The organism is Sphingomonas sp. HF-S4 (genome assembly GCF_032911445.1).
In the GTDB taxonomy this organism is placed as follows: Bacteria; Pseudomonadota; Alphaproteobacteria; order Sphingomonadales; family Sphingomonadaceae; genus Sphingomonas; species Sphingomonas agrestis.
Genome location: NZ_JAWJEJ010000001.1, coordinates 2,009,306 through 2,026,198, shown reverse-complemented (window position 1 = coordinate 2,026,198; position 16,893 = coordinate 2,009,306). Strand labels below are relative to the sequence as shown.

Annotated in this window: 12 protein-coding genes; all 12 read left to right on the top strand. The window is 67.4% G+C overall.

Annotated features, from left to right (window positions below; translation table 11 throughout):
* The first annotated feature begins 49 nt into the window (after positions 1 to 49).
* Positions 50 to 1,783, top strand: a complete 1,734-nt coding sequence (locus RZN05_RS08895; protein WP_317226260.1) for a CocE/NonD family hydrolase — start codon at positions 50 to 52, stop codon at positions 1,781 to 1,783.
* A 47-nt stretch (positions 1,784 to 1,830) separates the two neighbouring features.
* Positions 1,831 to 4,506: a TonB-dependent receptor domain-containing protein gene (locus RZN05_RS08890; protein WP_317226259.1), complete on the top strand. Its 2,676-nt coding sequence runs from the start codon at positions 1,831 to 1,833 to the stop codon at positions 4,504 to 4,506.
* A gap of 13 nt (positions 4,507 to 4,519) precedes the next feature.
* Positions 4,520 to 5,635, top strand: a complete 1,116-nt coding sequence (locus RZN05_RS08885; RefSeq protein WP_317226258.1) for a CapA family protein — start codon at positions 4,520 to 4,522, stop codon at positions 5,633 to 5,635.
* 17 nt (positions 5,636 to 5,652) lie between these two features.
* Positions 5,653 to 6,084 carry a TRAP transporter small permease gene (locus RZN05_RS08880; protein ID WP_317226257.1) on the top strand — a complete coding sequence of 144 codons (432 nt, stop codon included), beginning with the start codon at positions 5,653 to 5,655 and terminating at the stop codon, positions 6,082 to 6,084.
* Positions 6,081 to 7,388 carry a TRAP transporter large permease gene (locus RZN05_RS08875; RefSeq protein WP_317226256.1) on the top strand — a complete coding sequence of 436 codons (1,308 nt, stop codon included), beginning with the start codon at positions 6,081 to 6,083 and terminating at the stop codon, positions 7,386 to 7,388. The genes RZN05_RS08880 and RZN05_RS08875 overlap by 4 nt, the downstream gene beginning before the upstream one ends.
* A 2-nt stretch (positions 7,389 to 7,390) precedes the next feature.
* Positions 7,391 to 8,269, top strand: coding sequence for a 2-hydroxyacyl-CoA dehydratase family protein (locus RZN05_RS08870; RefSeq protein ID WP_317226255.1), 879 nt, complete (start codon positions 7,391 to 7,393; stop codon positions 8,267 to 8,269).
* Complete coding sequence (locus RZN05_RS08865; protein ID WP_317226254.1) at positions 8,266 to 10,350, top strand: CaiB/BaiF CoA-transferase family protein; 2,085 nt, start codon at positions 8,266 to 8,268, stop codon at positions 10,348 to 10,350. The genes RZN05_RS08870 and RZN05_RS08865 overlap by 4 nt, the downstream gene beginning before the upstream one ends.
* Positions 10,347 to 11,633: a 2-hydroxyacyl-CoA dehydratase subunit D gene (locus tag RZN05_RS08860; RefSeq protein WP_317226253.1), complete on the top strand. Its 1,287-nt coding sequence runs from the start codon at positions 10,347 to 10,349 to the stop codon at positions 11,631 to 11,633. Before RZN05_RS08865 ends, RZN05_RS08860 begins: the two co-directional genes overlap by 4 nt.
* Positions 11,630 to 12,661: a TRAP transporter substrate-binding protein DctP gene (dctP, locus tag RZN05_RS08855; RefSeq protein ID WP_317226252.1), complete on the top strand. Its 1,032-nt coding sequence runs from the start codon at positions 11,630 to 11,632 to the stop codon at positions 12,659 to 12,661. The genes RZN05_RS08860 and dctP overlap by 4 nt, the downstream gene beginning before the upstream one ends.
* 61 nt (positions 12,662 to 12,722) lie before the next feature.
* Positions 12,723 to 13,880 carry a CaiB/BaiF CoA transferase family protein gene (locus tag RZN05_RS08850; RefSeq protein WP_317226251.1) on the top strand — a complete coding sequence of 386 codons (1,158 nt, stop codon included), beginning with the start codon at positions 12,723 to 12,725 and terminating at the stop codon, positions 13,878 to 13,880.
* The gene (locus RZN05_RS08845) at positions 13,877 to 14,350 is read left to right on the top strand and encodes a MarR family winged helix-turn-helix transcriptional regulator (protein WP_317226250.1); all 474 of its coding nucleotides are present in this window, start codon (positions 13,877 to 13,879) and stop codon (positions 14,348 to 14,350) included. Before RZN05_RS08850 ends, RZN05_RS08845 begins: the two co-directional genes overlap by 4 nt.
* A gap of 91 nt (positions 14,351 to 14,441) precedes the next feature.
* Positions 14,442 to 16,856, top strand: coding sequence for a TonB-dependent receptor (locus RZN05_RS08840; protein WP_317226249.1), 2,415 nt, complete (start codon positions 14,442 to 14,444; stop codon positions 16,854 to 16,856).
* Positions 16,857 to 16,893 lie beyond the last annotated feature (37 nt).

Below are 16,893 nucleotides of genomic sequence, written 5' to 3'. Positions count from 1 at the left end.
CCGCGGCACTTTCAGAAACGTAACCCAAGAAAAAAAACGGAGTGAGAGGATGCTGGACCGGGTCGTCGGCCTTGGCACTGCCGCGCTGCTTCTCGTCGGCGGCAGCCATGCCGTCGCGCAGGAAGAAGCGACGCCGGATCATGTCCGGCAGTCGCGCTACGTGCAGGTCCGCGATGGCACGCGCCTCGCGGTCAACATCTATCGCCCGGCATCCGGGGGCAAGGCAGTCGCGGAGCGTCGCCCGACTATCTTCGTCTTCACGCCGTACCGGGCGCGCTTCCGCGACGACAAGGGCAAGCTGGTCGAGGCGGCATTGAGCGACGGCCTCGCGCTGCGTTCGCTTCTACGTGCCGGCTATGTCGTCGCAGTCGCCGACATTCGCGGCAAGGGCGCATCCTTCGGGCATCGCCGCGGCTTCCAGGATCGTACCGAGGCGCGCGACGGCTACGATCTGATCCAGTGGCTCGCGCGCCAGCCCTATTCGACCGGGAAGGTCGGGATGATCGGCTGCTCGTATTTGGGGGGGGCGACCTTTCACACCGCGAGCACGGCACCGCCTGCATTGAAGGCGGTGTTCATCGGCGCCTCCGACATCGACAAATACGCCTTCGTCCGCAATGGCGGGATCACCGCCCAGTTCAACACCCGGCCCGACGAGCCCGCCTCGGTCGACCTTGCCAGCATACCCGTCGATGCCGATCGGACCGGTGCCGAATTGCGCCGCGCGGTTGCCGAGCATGGACGGAACACGCCGATGGGGCCGCTCTGGTACGGCATGCCCTATCGCGACAGCGTCTCGTCGTTCACGGGCAATGCCTTTTGGGACGAGGCCGGGGTCTACAAATACCTTCCTGCGATCCGCAATGCGGGCATCGCGACCTATTTCTGGGGCAATTGGCATGACGAGCCGACCGCCCAGACGCTGTTCGGTGCGGCCAGCCTGGACGGCAAGTTCCTAGCCGGCCCGGGCGACCATTGCGTGCCGCCTCCGGGCTTCGACTTCACCGGCGAAGTCACCCGCTATTTCGATCACTATCTTAAGGGCGTCGACAACGGCATCGAGAAGGCGCCGCGCGCGACCTATTGGGTCGAGGGCCTCGATGGCGCGGGTCGCTATGTCCGATCCGATCAACTGCCCGGCATCGCCGCGCGACCCTTGCCCTGGTTCCTGGGCGACGCGCGGGGCGGCGTCGTGCGCGCGGGCAAGGACGGCAGTTTCGGCGCCGCGCCGGGAGCCGAAGGACGCGACGCCTTCACGGTCGACTACGATCTTCCGCCTGCAGACTATTTCGCGTTCTGGCCCAAGCCAATGGGCGAGCATGGGCTGAGCTATACCAGCAACGCTTTGAGCGCGCCGATGACGCTCATCGGTTTTCCGGTGGCGCGGCTCACGGTCACTGCGAGCGATCCCGACGCGGATTTATTCGTCTATCTCGATCAGGTGCAGTCGGACGGCAAGGCCGAGGTGATCGCCTTCGGACGGCTCAAGCTGGCCCAGCGCAAACCCGCCCAGGCGCCCTATGCGAATTTCGGCCTGCCCTGGCAGTCGGGATTGTCGAAGGACGCAATGGGGCTCGCGCCTGACGAAGCGGCGCCGGTTTCGATCGCGCTGACGCCGGTGTCGCGCGTCGTCCCGGCGGGGGCACGGCTGCGCTTCACCGTCGCCGGCGCCGATCCGCGGCAGCGCAACCTCAAGGATATTCGGCGCGATCCGGCGCCCAGGATCACGGTGCTTCGCGGCGGCAGCGATCCATCGCGCATCGAGCTGCCGCTGGTCCGCTGAGAATAGGAAAGCCGGCCGAAACGAGCCGGATGCTGGGAGAGGCAACTATGACACAGGCAAAGAAGTTCGAGAGATTATTGTTGGGCGTTTCGCTGGCGGCCTTGGCCTGCCCGGTGGCAGTGCGTGCGCAGGACGTCCCGGAGGACGAGACGGCGCAGGAAGCGCCAGCCGGCACGCGCGGCTCGGACATCGTGGTCACCGGAAGCCGGGTGCGCGGCGCAACGCCGGTCGGGTCGACCGTCACTGCGCTCGGCCGCGACCAGATCGAGGCGTCGGGGGCGGTCACGGTCGACCGCCTGATCAAGGAAATCCCGCAGAATTTCGAACTCGGCGTGTCGGAGAATTCGCGCGCGCAATCGGGCGGCTCGGGCAACATCACCTATGGCAATTCGGTCAATCTGCGCGGCATCGGACCCTATGCGACGCTGGTGCTGATCGATGGCCACCGCGTGGTCAACAACAGCCGCTCCACCGATCCGTCGGTGCTGCCGACGCTGGGCGTCGAGCGGGTCGAAGTCGTCGCGGACGGCGCCTCGGCGATCTACGGTTCGGATGCGGTTGCCGGCGTGGTCAACCTGGTGCCCCGGCGCAACCTCAACGGCGTAGAGGCCTTCGCCCGCGCCGGTATCGATCAGGGTGGGAGCTTCCACGAATATTCGCTCGGTGCCGCGGTCGGCAAGACGTTCTCCCGCGGGCAGGTCATGCTTGCGTACGAGCATGTCGAGCGCTCGAACCTAAGCGGCGACGATCGCGATTTCTTCACCGGCGACCAGCGGCCCTATGGCGGCAATGACTATCGCACGACGCGATGCGCGCCCGGTACGATCCGCGCGGGCGGAATCTCCTATGCGATCCCCACCGGTGGCGTCACGCAGGGAACGGCGGCAAGCCTGGTGGCGGGCACCGCCAATCGTTGCGACGAACTGGACGGGCAGGATCTGTTCCCGGAGCAAAAGTATGACTCGGTCAACGGAACCGCGACCTTCGAGCTGACCGACTGGCTGTCGGTGTTCGCCGATGGCTTCTACTCGAAGCGCGATTTCTATCGCCGCGGTGCGTTCCCGGCGACGTCGTTGACCGTGCCGTCGACCAACGCCTTCTTCGTGCGTCCCGCGGGCTTCGCGGGCACCAGCTACACGCTCGACTACAGCTTCCGCAACGACGTGCCGCCCAGTGACACCTATGGCCAGGCCGAGAGCTGGCAGATCACGCCCGGCGTGCGCGTCAAGCTGCCTTATGGCTGGGAGCTCGAGGGACTGGTCGGCTTCGGCAAGACCCACGATTATTCGGCGGGATATAACGGCATCAACAACGCCGCGCTGAATGCCGCACTGGCGAGCAGCAATCCCGCGACGGCGTTCGATCCCTATGGCTTGGGCCGGACGAGCCGCGCGGTGCTGAACAGCATCGCCGATCAGATCTTCCTGGCGCCGACCAACGGCAAGCTCACCGCATATGAAGCGCGCGCCAATGGCGGGCTGTTCATGCTGCCGGGCGGCGAGGCGAAGCTGGCGCTGGGCTATGAGCGCCAGGAGTTCGACGTGGCGCTGGGTGTCGCGCGCGGCGGGCCGACGACACCGATCACGTTCCGGAATTTCGGTCGTAGCGTCGACTCTGCCTATGCCGAGCTGTTCCTGCCAGTCTTCGGCGCGGCGAACGCGATCCCCGGGCTCGAGCGGCTGGAGCTCAACCTGGCGGTCCGCCAGGATCGCTACAGCGATGTCGGCAAGACGACCAATCCCAAGTTCGGCGTGAACTGGTCGCCGGTCCGCGGCATCAAGCTGCGCGGCAGCTATGGCACCAGCTTCCGCGCGCCGACGATCCCCGAGATCTACGGCAACTCGAACAATCTCTACGTCCAGAACTATCAGAATCCGGCCGGCGGGGCGACGATCCAGGGCCTGGCGCTCTCGGGTCAGAACCTCGACCTCAAGCCCGAGACCGCCGAGACCTGGTCGGTCGGCGCGGATTTCGAACTGCTCGATCGGCTGCGGTTCGGCGTGACCTATTGGGACGTGAAGTACGAGAACCAGGTTCTCGCCAACCTCTCGAACCTCGCGATCCTCAACCAGGAAGCGCAATATGCCGGCACGGGCATCATCCTGCGCGGAACGGCAGCGGCAACGCGGGTGCAGGAGGCGATCGCTGCCGGAGTCGTCGTCCTTGGCGCGCCGGCGCAGCCGATCCAGCTTTTCGTAGACGGCCGCAGCCAGAATTTGGGCGTTTCGATCACGCGCGGCATCGACTTTACCACCGACTACGACCTGCCGATCGGCGAGGACATGCTGCGCTTCAATGCCAGCGGCACGTACCTGACCGATTATCGCGTCGCGGTCACGCCGACGGCGCCGCTTGTCGATCAGCGAAACCTGATCTTCCGCCCGCTCAAGTTCAAGCTGCGCGGCAGCGTCAACTGGGATCACGGGCCGTTCTCGGCGCGGGCGCAGGTCATCCATGTCGGCGGCTATACCAATGATGCCATCCGCCCGGTCCAACAGGTCGGCAGCTACACGCCTGTCGATCTCGCGCTCAATTGGCGGATCGATCGCGCCAATCCACTGGGTGGCGAGTTGTCCTTCGGCCTCGAAGTGCGCAATCTGCTCAACGAGCGGCCGCCTTATGTGAACCTCGCTCCGAGCGGCAACGGCAGTGGCGGCTACGACGCCACCGCGGCAAGCCCGGTCGGGCGCCTGTTCGCCGCCAGCGTGCGTACCAGGTTCTAAGGGTCGGAGCGGGATGGCGAGTAAACGCGTTTTGGAAGTCGTGGTGGGCGGGGATCTGGTTCTGGACGAGCCCGATCCCGGCTATTGGATCGCGGGCATCGTCCCCGCGATCCGCCCCGCCGATCTCGCCGTCGCGCATCTGGAAGTGCCCCATACCAGCCGGGGCACCGAAATGAAGGGAGACGTCCCCGCACCGGGCGCGCCGCCCGAGAACCTCGCGGCGATCCGCGAGGCGGGGTTCGGCATGCTCAGCCTGGCCGGCAATCACATCGCCGATTGCGGACCCGAGGGTATCGAAGACACGATCGCCGGTCTCGACGCGCTGGGGATCGCTCATGCCGGAGCAGGGGCGACGCTCGCGGCGTCCCGCCGGCCAGCGATCCGCGAAGTGGCGGGCCGGCGCGTCGCCTTGCTCAGCTATAATTGCGTCGGGCCGGAGATCGGCTGGGCAGGCGATGCCAAGGCAGGCGCCGCCTATCTCCGCGTCGAGACCGCCGACGGATTGCCGATCGCGCCGGCTGCATCGCTCGAAACTGCGAGCCCCGAAGCCTTCGCCATGCTTGCCGAGGATATCGCGGCGGCGCGGGACCGGGCGGATATCGTCCTCGTCGCGCTTCACAAGGGCATCGTGCACGTCCCCGCACGGCTCGCGCCATATGAGCGCCCGCTCGCGCATGCGGCGATCGAAGCGGGCGCGGATGCGGTGCTGGGGCATCATGCGCATATCGTGCGCGGCATCGAGTTCCATCGCGGACGGCCGATCTTCCACGGGCTCGGCAATGCCTGTGTGGTCACGTCCGCGCTCAGTCCGGCGCAGGACCACCCGGCGCGCCGCGAATGGGCCGAGCGGCGCAAGCAGATGTTCGGGTTCGAGCCCGATCCGGCCTATCCTCTGGCGCCCTTTCATCCTGAAGCCGTCCATGCCTTTCTCGGCCGGCTATGCTTTGACGGGGAGGGCGGGGTGTCCGCTGCGATCGTTCCGGTCCATGTGGAGGCGCCGGGCCGCCCGGTGCTGGCCGACGAAGCGCGCGGCGCGGCGATCCGCAGCTATGTCGAGCGCATCACCCGCGATGCCGGCTTGCCGGCGATCCGCATCGCGTCCGACGGCACCGTGACGGAGGCCCTGTGAACCCTGTTCGTAGCGCAATGATCTGGATCGGCGGCGTAGCGCTGATCGCAGCGACTGCGGCCGATACCTTCGCGGTCATCGGCCGCCAGATCGGCTGGCCGCTGCGCGGATCGATCGAACTCGTCCAGGCGGCGGTCCTGGTGGCCGGCAGCATCGCGCTGATCGCCGCCACGCTCGCCGATCGCCACGCCAAGGTGCAGTTGATTGTCGATCGGCTGCGGCCCGAGATGCGGCGGCGCGTCGAGCAACTCTGCGACGTGCTGATGGCGCTGTTCCTGCTGTGCGTGCTCGCCGGTTCGGTGTGGCTCTCGATCGATCTCTGGGCGAGCCATGAGGTGAGCGAGATCATCGGCGTGCCGTGGCGCTGGATGCGGCTGTTCGCCAATATCAGCCTTGCGGTCGCGCTGGTGCTGGTGCTGCGCCGTGCGTTCGCGCGGAGGACCGCATGATGGCGACTCCTGCGATCGGGCTGCTCGGCGTCCTCCTGTTGCTCGCCCTGCTGCTGTTCGGGCTGCGGATCGGCGCGGCGCTCGGGCTGGTCGGGCTGGGGGGGCTCGTGATCGTGCTCGGGCTCGAACCGGCGCTGATCAAGTCGGGCGTGGTGGTGATCGAAGTGCTCACCAAATACGAGCTCGGCACGCTGCCGCTGTTCCTGCTGATGGCGCAATTGTTCTTCGCCGCCAATGCCAGCCGCGATCTGTTCGACGCCGCGGCGAAGTTCGTCGGGCATCGCCGCGGCGGACTGGCTTATGCTGCGATCGGCGGCTGCGCAGGCTTCGGCTCGATCAACGGCTCCAGCCTGGCGACGGCGGCGACGGTCGGGATGGTGGCGCTCCCCGAGATGCGCAAGCGCGGCTATGACGATGCGCTGGCGACCGGATCGGTCGCGGCAGGCGGGACGCTTGGCCAGATGATCCCGCCCTCTGGCGCGCTGATCGTCTTCGGGATCATCGCCGAGCAATCGATCGGCACGCTGTTCACGGCGGCGATCATTCCCGGCATCACCCAGATGCTGCTCTACATGCTGGTGATCTGGATCGTGGTGCGGCTGCGCCCCGAATTGGGGCCGACCAGCGAGCGTGCAAGCTGGGCCGAGCGCGGCAGGGCGCTCGCCCGGATCTGGGACATGCTGTTGATGATCGCGCTGGTGATCGGCGGCATCGCGATCGGCTGGGTCAGCCCGTCGGAGGCCGCGGCGATCGGTGCCACCGGCGCATTCGCCATCGCCGCAATCCGCGGCCGGCTGAACCGCGCGATGCTCAAGGACGCGTTCGCCAGCACGCTGGAAACCAGCGGACTGATCCTGCTCGTCATCATCGGCGCGCTGATCTTCTCGGTGTTCGTCAGCGTCACCGGATTGCCCGACGCGCTGGGCGCGGCGGTGCGGGCGCTCGATCTGGGATCGCTGGGCACCTTGCTGCTGATCGCGGTGTTCCTGCTGTTGCTCGGCTCGGTGCTGGACGGGCTGGCGCTGATGCTGCTGACCACCCCGATCCTGCTGCCGATCGTCGCCGAGGCGGGAATGACGCCGATCTGGTTCGGCATCTTCCTGACCCGGGCGATGGAGATCGGCTTCGTCCATCCGCCGCTCGGCATGAACCTCTACGTCATCCAGGGCGTCGCCAAGGACGTGCCGATCAACCGCATCTTCAAGGGCGTGCTGCCGTTCCTCGCGAGCGACTTCGTGCACCTCCTGTTGATCATCCTTTTCCCGGCGATGGCGCTGTGGCTGCCAGGCTGGATCGGAAATTGACCATGATCGCGAGTATCGGGCCCGGGCTGCCCCAAGACCTTTTCGCCGCTACCGGACGTTATCGCGGGCCGGTCGCGCTCGACGCCGATCGCGCGACGCCCGCGGCGGATCGCTGGCTCGAAAGCAAATTCTCGGCCTGGGCGCGGGCAGTGCTCGAACACTGGTCCGAGGGCGCGTTCGACGACCTCGATCTCATGGTGTTCAGCCGCACCGACGATACCGCCCAGCGCCTGTATTACTATATCTGCGAGCTGCAGCGGGCGGGGACGCTGAAAGGGCCCGAGCCGTTCCTGCTCGACATCGCCAAGGTCCAGCGCCCGAGCAGCGTGGACCACACGATCGCGGCGACGCGCAGGCTGGCCGATCGCCTCGACGTGAATGCCTATGCGCTCGAAGGCGCGATCCTCGCCACCAATGTGCAGCGCCGCGCCGCGATCTACGAAGCGGGCGCGCGCGTCTGCCTGTTGAGCGGCTCGCCGCCGCCCGACCGGCGCCTGCACGATGCGATCGAGGCTGCCGGGTTCTCGGCGGTCGGGCCGACCTTGTCCGAGCTTTGGCACGATGCCGGCCCGCTGGTGGACGAGGCCACCGAAGACCCCGTGGCGGCGATTGGCCGTCAGCTCCATGCCTGGCCCGACGACCAACGCGGTTTCGGCGACAAGGCGGCGACGGTGATCGAGCGCGTAGAAGCCACGGCGGCAAAAGCGGTGGTGCTCTGGTACACCGAGGAAGACGAGGCCCGCGTGTGGCACGTGCCGGCGATCCGCGCGGCGCTGCAGGCCGCGGAGGTGCCGGCGCGCATCCTCACGCGGCGCGATTGGGCGGCGCGGGATGGCGCGCCTCAGGAAATCCGGAAATTTATCGAGGAGTTGTCTGCGTGAAGCCGCTTGAGGGACATCGCGTCGCAACGCTCGGCGGCATGGCGGAGCGGCCATTGGCGCGGATGCTCGCCTCGCTCGGCGCCGAGCTGGGCGGGAGCGTCGAGGGCGCGAGCTTCGTCATCGACGATCTGGGGCTGAATGGGCTGGGCGATATCGTCGTCCCCGAAACGGCGGTCCATGTGTCGGTCACGGCGTTCGGATCCGATGGCCCGCGCAGCGACTGGCGCGGCGGCGAGTTCGTCGCGTCGGCGATGGGCGGGGCACTGCGGGTGACCGGCGAGCGTGGCCGTCCGCCGGTCAAGGAAGCCGGCGATGCCTGCACCTTCCACGCCGACATGGTCGCAGCCGCCGGCGCAATGGCGGCGCATCATGCGCGGGGCGTGCATGGCAAGGGTCAGCACGTCGATGTGTCGATCCAGCAAGTCGCGTTCAGCCGCAACGTCAACGGTATCCTCGTCTGGCAGTTCGACCGGCGCAAGCTCGAGCGGGTGGGCGGAGCGCTGGCCTATGGCAAGGCAACGGTGCGTGCGATCTGGAAGCTTGCCGATGGCTGGTGCTTCCATTCGCTGATGACGGGGCGGCTCGGCGCGCCGGCCAACCAGGGCCTTTCGGACTGGATGGACGAGGTCGGGATCGACAACCCGCTCCACGGCACCGATTGGCTGGCCTATAACCGTTCGACCCTGCCGGCGCAGACGCGTGCGCTGTGGGAAACCGCGATCGGCGCCTTCTTCGCAACGCGAACCAAGGCCGAGATCGCGACCGAGGGGCGGCGGCGCGGGATCAACGCCTGCGTCGTCAACGAGCCGGCCGATGTGCTCGCCGACCCGCACCTCGCCGCGCGCGGTTTCTTCGATACGGCGTCGGGGCTGCCCGAACGTTTCGCGATCCTGCGCGAAGGGACGGGAGTCGCCGCGCCTGCGGTGCACACCGGCAAACGTCCGGGGCCGCTTGCCGGCGTGCGCGTGCTCGACTTCGCCTGGGCGCTGGTCGGCTCGATCACGACCAAGACTCTCGGCGATCTCGGCGCCGAGATCGTCAAGGTCGAGAGCCGCACCCGGCCCGATCTCTCGCGCCTCGACGTCCAGGTTTCCGCATCGCGCGCGGGCGAGCTGGACGACAAGCCGTGGTTTGCCCATCTCAACAGCTCGAAGCGAAGCTTGTCGCTCAACATGAAGGCGCCGGGCGCACGCGAGATCCTCGATCCGCTGATCGACTGGGCCGATGTCGTGGTCGAGAATTTCTCGCCGGGCACGATGGCCAAGCTCGGTCTCGACTATGACAGCCTCGCCGCCAGGAACCCCGGCATCGTGATGGTATCGGGCAGCGTCTACGGCCAGACCGGGCCGCTGGCGAAGGAATGGGGAGTCGACGGCACCGGCGGCGCATTGTCCGGCCGAACCTACCTCACCGGCTATGCCGATGGCGATCCGGTGATCCCGGGCGCGGTGCCCTATGGTGACGTGATCGTGCCCTATGTGATGGCCGCCACTGTCGCGGCGGCGCTCCAGCATCGCCGCGAGACCGGGCGGGGCGGGCATATCGACGCGGCGATGTACGAGATCTGCGCGCAGCAGATGCGCGACTACCTTGCCGGGGCCAAGGCTGGCGAGCGGCCGCAGCGTGCCGGCAATGCCGATCGCAACGTGCCGCTCCAGGACGTGTTTGCCACTGCGGGCGAGGATCGTTGGGCGGCGATCAGCCTATTCGACGAAGCCGATCGGGCCGCGCTCGACGCGATCACCGGCGGCGACGTCGCGGGCTGGTGCGCCGTGCGCGAGGATCATGCGATTGCCGAGACCCTGCAGCGCGCGGGCATCGCCGCAGGCGTGGTCCAGGATGCGCAGGACATGATCGAGCGCGATCCGCAGCTCGCATATCGTGCCGCGCTGGCGACGCTCGACCACCCGCTGCTCGGCAGCTTCGGCCATGTCGCCACGCCGATCCGCCTGTCGCGCGATCGGTTCACGCCGTTCCGCGCGCCGCGGATGGGCGAGCACAGCGAAATCGTGGCGCGCGAGATTTGCGGGCTTTCGCCGGCGCGCATCCAGTCGCTCAGGGAAGCGGGAGTATTCGAGTGAATCAGCCCACCGGACAGCGCAGCCGCAAGACGCTGGCCTGCACCGTCGAGGCGACGGCGTACCAGAAGGCGTTCGGCGCCGACCTGCGCCGCCAGGTCGTCGACGAGGGCCAGCCCTTCGCGATCGTCCAGGCGGATACCCCGCACGAGATCTTCCATGTGATGGATATCCCGATCGTCACCAACCAATGGTGGTCGGCCTATATCGCGGCCAAGCAGCTCTCCTCGCGCTACTTCCAGGTGCTCGCCGATCACGGCTATCCCGAGAACAGCTGCAAATACTGCTCGCTCGGCTTCGCGTGCACGCTCGCCAACGATCCCGCGACGGCGCCCTGGGGCGGGCTGCCCAAGCCGACGGTGCTCGTCGCGCGGCTGACCTGCGACTGCATCCAGCACGTGTTCGGGCAATGGGCCGACGCGCTCGGCACCGAATTCTTCCCGCTCGAGGCGCCGGGTTGGCCGCACAAGGATCCCGAGTGGTTCCGGCATTCGAACAGCGACTGGCGCACCGTCTATGATCCGGATCGCATCGCCTTGCTGGTGCGCGAGATGCGGGACCTGATCACGGTGCTGGAAAACCGCACCGGGCGGCGTTTCGAGGAGGCCAAGCTGCACCACCTGATGGAGCGGATCAACGAGCAGGAGAGCTATCTGTGGGAAGCCGCGCAGGCGATCGGCGCCGCGCGGCCTTGCCCGGTCTCGATCGCCGAGCAGATGCCCAACACGATGATCCCGCAATGGCATCGCGGGTCAGACTGGGCGGTGGCGCACGCCAAGCGTTTCCGCGACGAAGTCAACGAGCAGATCGCGCAGGGCCTCGGCGCGGCGACCGACGAGCGGGTGCGGCTGATGTGGATCGGTGCCGGGGTCTGGCACGATCCGGGCTTCTATCAGGCGCTGGAGGAGCGGCTCGGCGCGGTGTTCGTCTGGTCGATGTATCTGCCCTTCACCGGCCCGCAATATGTCCGCGAGATCCAGGGCGCGCCGATGGACGCGCTGGCCAGCCGGATCTGCTCGATGAACGAAGTGCTGCATCTCCCGCCCTGGATGAATGGCTGGATGGTCAGCGAGGCGGAGCGGTGCGGGATCGATGCGGCGATGGTGTTGCTGCCGCCGGACAATCGCCTGTCGCAATCGGGAACCAAGATGACCGCCGCGTCGCTCGAAGCGGCGGGCGTGCCGGTGCTGACGCTGGATGCCGACATGGTCGACGCGAAGAACTGGAACCACGACGCGATGGTCGCGCGCGTCGCCGACTTCCTGACCGCCCAGGGGCTTGCATGAGGCTGTTGGCGCTCCTCTTCGCGCTGTTCCTCGCCGGTTGCGGGCAGGGCGTCCCGCCGGGGGTGACCGAGCTCGTCTATGCCAGCCCCTATTCGCCCGGCCATCCGTTCAGCCGCGCCGACCGGCAATGGATGGCGTTCGTCGAGAAGAGTTCGGGCGGGCGGCTGCGGATCCGGCCGATCTGGTCGGGCGGGTTGCTGTCGTCCGAGATGTCGATGGAGGAGTTGCGCCACGGTGTCGCCGATATCGGGCTGATCACGCCGATCTATGTGCGCGGCGGCACGCACCTGATCCGCACCCAGTCGGGCTTCTATAGCGGGGTCCACAGCATCCCCGCCCAGGTCGCGCTCTATCGCTGCATCGCGGCGGCGGACCCCGAAGTCGGCCACGAATTGCGCGGATTGAAAGTGCTGGCGGTGCAGGGCGGCTCGCTGCCCGGCATCGTCACGCGCGATCGGCCGGTACGGAGCCTCGCCGATCTGCGCGGCCTGCGGTTGCGCGCACCCAGCGAATTGCTCGCGGTGCTCGACCGGCTCGGCGTCGATCCGGTCAACATGCCGATGGGCGAAGTCTATTCCGCGCTCGCCAAGGGCGTGATCGACGGCGTCGTAGCCCCGGCCGATACTTTCGCGGCGCTGCATTTCGCCGAAGTCGCACAGCACTTCAATACGCTCGCCGTGCCCCGCGGCGCCTATCCTGCCCGCGCGATGGGGCTGGCCCGGTGGCAGCGCCTGAACGAGGGTGAGCGCAGGATCCTCGAGGAATCGAGCGCCGTCTGGGAAGCCGCCCTGGCAACCGAAGTCGAGGCTGCGGCGGCACGCGGCATTGCGGCGGCTCAGGCAAAGGGCGTCGACATCGCGCCAATGCCGGCGGCCGAGCAATTGCGCTTCGACAGGCTTTATCTGGAGGACGCCGAGAGCAACGCCCGCGGCCTGGGCCGTTTCGGCATCGACGGGATGCGCAGCTTCACCGCGGCACGCACGAGCATCGCCGGCCCCGACCAGATCCGCTGCGGGAGCGCGCGATGACCGTCCTCATTCTCGAACTCGCGCGCAGGTCCGGCCAGACCTCCCAGCTTTCGGAGCATTCATGAGCAAACCCCTCGACGGCATTCTGGTCGCCGATTTCAGCCATGTCATGGCAGGGCCCTATGCCTCGCATCTGCTCGGGCTGATGGGGGCGGAGGTCATCAAGATCGAGTCGGTCGAAGGCGATGCCTTCCGCAGCTATGGCGCCGACGAAAGGCTGGGCGGCATGAGCCCCGCCTTCATCGCCGCCAATGCCGGCAAGAAGTCGATCGCGCTCGACCTCAAGGATCCGAGCGACCGCGACATCGCGCGCAGGATCGTCGATCGCGCCGATGTGCTGCTCGAGAATTTCCGGCCCGGCGTGATCGAGCGCCTTGGCTTCGCTTATGCGCAGGTGTGCCAGTCCAATCCCGACATCGTCTTCTGCTCGGTCTCTGGATATGGCCAGGACGGGCCCTATCGCGACTGGCCCGCGATCGACAACATCGTCCAGGCAACCAGCGGGATGATGATGCTGAGCGGCGGCGATGGCGATCCGCCGATGCGCGTGGGCTTCCCGATCGTCGATACGCTGACCGGCCAGACCGCGGCCATCGCGATCTTGTCCGCGTTGTTCCGCCGGGCGAACGGCGGCGGCGGAAGCTTCATCGACGTGTCGATGCTCGATGCCAGCCTGGCCTTCATGACATCCGCGCTGACGCCTTTCCTGGCCACCGGCACCCCGATGCCGCGCAGCGGCAACACCGGCTATAGCGGCCTGCCGACTGCCGCGATGTTCACGGCGCGTGATGGCCGCGAGATCTCGCTTGGGGTCGTCCAGCCCAAGCAGTTCGCCGCGCTCGCGCGCCACCTCGGTCGTGAGGACTGGCTCGACGATCCCCGCTTCGCGACGGGCGCAGCGCAGCGCGAGAATTTCGACGCGTTCCACGACGAAGTCGCGCGCGAGATCCTCCGGCGCGATGCCGTCGAATGGGAACGTGGGATGAGTGCCGAGGGCATCCCGTGCGGGATGGTCCGCCGGGTCGACGAGGCGATCGATCTGGCGCGCCCGGGCGCGATGATCCCGGTGGCGCTTTCCCCGGACGGGCACGCCAATCGCGTCGACATTCCGGGGCCCGGTTTCCGACTGTCCCCGGATATCGGATCCGCCGGCGGGCCGCCACCGCGGCTGGACCAGCATCGCCAGGAGATCCTGGATTGGCTGGACACGCCGGCGTGAGCGCGGCCGCTCGCCGGCAGGCCTGCAACGACACGATCGGCGTGGACAAGGGTCAGCTGGATCGATTGCTGGGCTATGCGATCGCCCGCGCCAATTTTGTCGGCGACGCCACCTTCCACGCAGCGGTGCGCGACCGTTCGGTCACGCCGCTGCGCTACGCGATGCTGGAAGTCGTCGGGTCCAATCCCGGCTTGCTCCAGGTGCAACTCGGCGAGACACTCGCGCTCTCGCGGCCCACGGTGACGATGCTCCTGGACTATTGGCAATCCCAAGACTGTATCGAGCGGCGCTCGACGCCGATCGACAGGCGTTCCTTCGGGATCTTTCTCACGGCGATCGGTTCGGCGCGTCTCGCCGAGCTGCGTGCGTGCGCACGCGTCCACGATCGCGAACTGGGTCTCGGGCTGACCGCCAGCGAGCGCGCCGAACTCAAGCGCCTGCTCGACAAGCTCGCGGGCACCGCAAATTAGGTACACGACATAACAGTTATTGACATGAACTAATTCTGGTGGGAACTTCCCCGGCATCGGGACGGACGATCCCGGCAAAGGGGATGGATGCATGGCTGGATTTGGCGGGCGGGCGCGGGTGCGCCTGGCATATGGCGTTGCGGCATTGGCTGTCTCGGTCGCTGGGCTTCCAACGGCTGTCTGGGCGCAAACCGCCGACGTCGCGGAAACGGACACGGCCAGCGAGGACGCGCAAGCCAGCCGCAGCGGCGACGACATCGTCGTCACGGCGCGGCGGCGCGAGGAAAGCCTGCAGGATACGCCGGTCGCGATCACGGCGCTGAGCGCGGAGATGCTCGAGGAGCGGCAAATCCTCCAGACCCAGGATCTCGAGCGCATCACGCCGAGCCTGCAATTCAAGCCCGCCGGGCAGCTGTCGGGCAACAGCGCGTCCTCGGTGGTGTTCATTCGCGGCGTCGGTCAGGTCGATCCGACCGCCGCGGTCGATCCCGGGGTCGGCATCTATCTCGACGAAGTCTATCTCGGACGCGCCGTGGGCGGGGCGATCGATTTCGGCGACATCGCCGGCGTCGAAGTGTTGCGCGGTCCGCAGGGTACGCTGTTCGGCCGCAATACGATCGGCGGCGCGATCCTGGTGCGCACGCGCCAGCCCGAGCTTGGCGCCTGGAACGGCCGCGCGCGCATTCGCGTCGGCAGCGACGATCTGGTCGAGGGGTTCGCAGCGCTCAACATTCCGATCGGCGACACTGCGGCTGCGCGCGTCTCGGGTGGTTTCCGCAAGCGCGACGGCTATGTCATCCGCGAATTCGACGGCCTCGATCTGGGCAACGACAACAGCTATTCGCTCAATGGCGCGATCAAATGGGAGCCGATGGCGGACTTCGACCTGTTCGTCCGCGGCGATTACAGCAAGCGTGACGAGAATGGCGCGCCGTTCGTGTTCGCCGGGATCAACGAGCAGGCGCCCGTCGCAGCGATCGCCAGCGTAGGGGCGGGGTGCCCGGGCGCGACAATCCCGTTCGCGCCGCTCACGCCCGGCAATCCGCGCTTCGGTGCGCCGAACGTGCCGATGATCAACGATCCGCGCTGCGCCAATGACCTCCAGATCCGCGGGCCCTTCGTTAACGGTGGGACGGCCGCGGTGTTGAGTACCTCGGAGATCTGGGGCGTCGCGGCGACGGCCAATATCCGGCTGACAGACGTCGCGGCGGTCAAGCTCATCTCCGCCTATCGCAACACCAGTTCGCGCGGCGTGCGCGATGCCGACAATACCCCGCTGACGCTGATCACCACCGATGTCGGCTCGCAGTCCGAGCAGTTCAGCCAGGAGGTCCAGCTCCAGCTCGATTGGGGAAGTGTCAGCGCGATCTTCGGGGGCTATTATTTCAACGAAGTCACCGACGAGCGTGCGACCGTGCCGCTGGCGTTCCCCCCGTCGCCGCCGGTCATCGCGTCGATCCTCGCCGGTGGGCCCGGCTCGCGCGATCTCCAGATCTCGCAGCTCAAGACCGATTCCGTCGCCGGCTTCGGCGAGATCAGCTTCAAGCCCGCGCAGGGCCTCGAGGTCAGCGGCGGGCTGCGCTACACGACCGACCGCAAGACCTTCCGCGGCACCGTGCTCAACCTGTTCCCGGCGACCCTGCCCGATCCCAACCCGCTGCCGACGCTGGCGGTGCCGCAGGGCGGGCCGCTGTTCATCTACAATCGCCCCTTCGCCAAGAGCTTCTCGGCGCTCACCGGTTCGGCCAGCATCCAGTATCGCTGGAACGACGCGATCAGCACCTATGCCTCCTATGCCCGCAGCTTCAAATCCGGTGGGTTCAACACCCGCTACAATGCGGCGCCGGCGGGCAATGTCCCGGTGCCGTTCGATGAGGAGAGCGTCACCAGCTACGAGATCGGCGCCAAGACCAATATCGGCGGATTGCGGCTCAATCTGGCGGCATTCCAGGCCAATTACGACGATATCCAGCTGATCTTCCGCCAGGGCGTCGTGCCGCTGCTGTTCAACGCCGGCAAGGCACGTATCCGCGGGTTCGAGGCCGAGGCGAATTACCGCGCGCCCTGGGGGCTGCTGCTCAACGCCAGCGTCAGCAAGCTGGACGACGAAATCCAGAGCATCACGCCGGTGCCCGGCGCGACGGCGACGGTCGCGCCGGGCGACGATCTGCCGCTCACGCCAGACTATCAGGCCAATTTCGGGATCGGGATCGATTTCGATCTGGGCGGCGCGACGCTGACGCCCCGCTTCGACGGCAGCTATCAGTCCAAGGTCGCCTTCATCACCGGCAGCATCCCGCTGATCGAGGAAGACGGCTATTTCGTCGGCAACGCCTCGGTCGCGCTCAAATTCGCCGGACGCTACGAACTGACCGGCGGCGTCACCAATCTGTTCGACGAGCGCTATCTGATCCAGGGCAACGCCTCGCTGGCGACGCTTGGCTATGCCGAGCGCATCTATGCGCGGCCCCGGACCTGGTACGTCCAGCTCTCGGGCAGCTTCTGAGCGAACTGTCCGCGACGCCCGGTGCGTCGCGGACTCG